This is a genomic window from Streptococcus sp. 2154 (assembly GCF_013277255.1).
GTDB classification, from domain to species: domain Bacteria; phylum Bacillota; class Bacilli; order Lactobacillales; family Streptococcaceae; genus Streptococcus; species Streptococcus pseudopneumoniae.
The window spans coordinates 1-3,570 of the sequence record NZ_VMMK01000057.1 but is presented as its reverse complement, the minus strand read 5'-3'; the positions used below and the strand labels follow the sequence as shown (position 1 = coordinate 3,570).

2 protein-coding genes are annotated in these 3,570 nt (G+C 39.2%); both read left to right on the top strand.

Translation table 11 applies throughout. The features are described 5' to 3' along the window. Positions 1-90: 90 nt before the first annotated feature. Positions 91-1,269 (top strand): hypothetical protein, encoded by a 1,179-nt coding sequence (locus HT693_RS09600; RefSeq protein ID WP_119948153.1) that lies wholly within the window; start codon positions 91-93, stop codon positions 1,267-1,269. 238 nt (positions 1,270-1,507) lie between these two features. After that, the coding region (locus tag HT693_RS09595; RefSeq protein WP_172925134.1) for a YSIRK-type signal peptide-containing protein at positions 1,508-3,570 on the top strand (2,063 nt) is incomplete at its 3' end.

Genomic DNA, 3,570 nt, shown 5'->3' with positions numbered 1-3,570 from the left:
TCTACAACCTCAAAGCAGTGTTTTGAGCAGCCTGCGGCTAGCTTCCTAGTTTGCTCTTTGATTTTCATGGAGTATTAGAAAGGAGACCTCATGACACTTCCAGTTAGAAAATCCCTGTATGATGCAGTTTTACAGGCTTCGAAAGCGGATACTTGGGAACAAGCTACCAAGGAATGGAATGAAGTTTCCTTGATTTTTAACGGTATTGGCCGTAGCAATTGTGTCTGTGGAAATGCCATCAAATACGCTTATGAACTCTTTAACGGTGTCACAGGCCAACGCCTCTTTCCAATTGGTAGCGACTGTGTTCGTCATTTTCATCAATTGTCCCTTGACCAGCAATTGGAAGAGGAAGAAAAACTGCTCAGAAAGGTTGAAAATCTAACCAGAAAAGCTCAGAAAAAGGAAAAAATCAAGGTCAATAAAAGTGACTTTGACGAGCGACTTCTAAAATGGCTCTGGGAAAAAGGTGTTTTCAAACCCAATCGTGGCAATCAATTTGCGCCTGAGAGAGACTACCAGCTTTTCCTAGAAGTCTTTCAGGGAGGAAGTTGGACCAAGGCGGAACCAAAGAAAAAGGCTCGGATGGAAGAAGTCCTTGAAAAGTGTATCAAACCCTTTTTACTTGGGAAATCGGATGACCAACTCTACCTTGTCAAGCTAGGCAAGGAGAAAATTGACTACGAACAAGAACTTCGTATCCAGGCAGAGAAAGAACGCAAGAAGAGGGATAAAATCGCCAAGCAATATGCAGACAATCTGGTTCTAGCCATGGGACCCGCAGAGCGTGCTTATCAAGATTACTTTGGCTTTACAGAGACCCTGACTCAAGAAGAACGCAAGTGGGAAAAAATTCTTTTTGGTAAAAATAGAGCAGAACGAGCTATCAAGGCCAAACAATACCAAAAAGAGCTGGAAAAAGACCAACGAATTGCCAGTCAGGATCCAATTGAAAGAAAACAGAAGCAGACTTGGCTCCTCAATTCCTATTTTCGTGAGCTTCCTGAAGAAAAAGCTCGATTTTCTAGGCTCTTATTAGAATATCGAAAAAGTGGTGAAGTACCCTTTTCAACTGAATACCTGTCAGATCATCTCATCGACTTTTTCTATAAAATGAAAGCCTTTGAATTTGAAATCGCACCAGAACAAGTCCGAGATTTTCTAAAAAAAAGCCTGCAGGAAGACCATCGCTCATCAGCACAAGGAAGCTGGATAGAAGGAATTCTCCTCAACTGCCTCAAACCATTTTTAGAACGATTAGTGATATGAGTAACACCTGCCGTGGAAATTTCATGGTAGGTTACATTTTATCCAAAAAATAATAGGGAATTGCAAAACTACTACTTGGTATTTTATATATAAAAAAAGTATGAAAACGCAACTCAATTTTAAGACTTTTTGCTAAATAAAGAGTATAATTAAAGTATGTTCCCTTTTTTATAGATAGTACACTAATATAAAAAAGTTAGGCTTACATATTTTTAAAATTTTATTTCAAGGAGGAATAATGGAAAAGTATTTTGGTGAAAAACAAGAACGTTTTTCATTTAGAAAATTATCAGTAGGACTTGTATCTGCAACGATTTCGAGTTTATTTTTTATGTCTGTATTAGCTAGTTCATCTGTGGCTGCTCAAGAGACTAAAGGTGTTCACTACAAATATGTGACAGAGTCAGAGCTATCATCAGAAGAAAAGAAGCAGCTTGTATATGATATTCCGACATACGTGGAGAATGATGATGAGACTTATTATCTTGTTTATAAGTTAAATTCTCAAAATCAACTGGGAGAATTGCCAAATACTGGAAGCAAGAATGAGATGCAAGCCTTAGTTGCTGGTGCTAGTTTAGCAGCTCTGGGGATTTTAGTTTTTGCTGTTTCCAAGAAAAAAATTAAGAATAAAACGGTATTACATTTAGTATTGGTTGCAGGGATAGGAAACGGTATCCTAGTATCAGCCCATGCTTTAGAAAATAATCTTTTACTGAATTACAATACGGACTATGAGTTGACCTCTGGAGAAAAATTACCTCTTCCTAAAGATATTTCAGGTTACACTTATATTGGATATATCAAAGAGGGAAAAACGACTTCTGATTCTAAGGTAAGTAATCAAGAGAAATCAGTAGCCACTCCAATAGATCAACAAAAGGTAGATTATACGATTGCACCGAATTTTATAGAGAATCCATCAAAAATACAAGTGATTAACGGACAGTATGAGGCTGTTCCAGAATTTAGGGATGGACAAGTTGGAACTGTAGCTACAGAGTCCGCTGAAACTAAAGCTGATACATTATCTAGTGATATGAACTCAGAAGTGGAAAGTCACTCTACACCTCCAACCGTAGATTCTTCTCAGAACGGAGAGAATCTTGGAAAACAGAAAGAAGATGCAACTCCAGTCGAGAAGCCAAAAGAAGTAGAAGAAACAAACAAACCTGAAAAAGATGAGTCAAAAGACGAAACTTCAACAAAACCTGAAAATTCTGGTAATGCAACAACAGAGAATAGCCAAACAGTACCAACTGAATCTAATCAAGGTGATACAAATAAAGTTGGAGAGTCAAATAAACCAGAAAATAATGACTCCAAAAATGAAACTTCAGAAAAAACTGTAGAAGAAGTTCCAGTAAAACCAAATGAAGGCACTACAGAAGGAACCTCAAATCAAGGAGCAGAAAATCCAGTTCAATCTGCAGAAGAATCAACAACAAACTCAGGAGAAGATGCAACTCCTAAGTCAGGAGAAAAATCAGGAGAGACTAAAGAAGAATCTACAGACGCTTCAGAAGTTCATTCTGCAACTCCAGTCGAGAAGCCGAAAGAACAAGAACTAGAAAAAACTGTAGAAGAAGTTCCAGTAAAACCAAATGAAGGCACCACAGAAGGAACCTCAACTCAAGGAGCAAAAAATCCAGTTCAATCTGCAGAAGAATCAACAACGAATTCAGAGAAAGTATCACCAGATACATCTAACGAAAATACTGGGGAAGTGTCCAGTAATCCTAGTAATTCGACAACCTCAGTTGAAGAAACAAACAAACCTGAAAAAGATGAGTTGAATGCCGAGCTTGGTAAAGAATCTGGCACGAAAGAATCTGACAAGTATCAGAATGCAGACCAAGCTAAGCGTACTGCCTACGATCAAGCACTTGCGGCAGCGAAAGCTGTAGCAGCTAAAGAAGGTGCAAGTCAAGCAGGGATTGACCAAGCTAAGAATGACCTAGTGGCAGCTGCGGCAGCCTTGAATGGACAAGGGACTGACAAAGAGCCATTACGAACAGCCGCAACAACAGATGCGACAGCTACCAAAGAGACAGCTAAGTATCAAAATGCAACAGCAGACAAGAAAAAAGCTTATGATGCAGCATTAGAAGCCGCTCAAAAAGTTCTAGCAAAAGCAGGAGCTACACAAGCAGAGGTGAATGCAGCTAAGCAAGCAGTAGAGAATGCAAAAGGTCAATTGGATGGAGTGGCAAGCGACAAGTCTGCCTTGAATGCCGAGCTTGGTAAAGAATCTGGCACGAAAGAATCTGACAAGTATCAGAATGCAGACCAAGCTAAGCG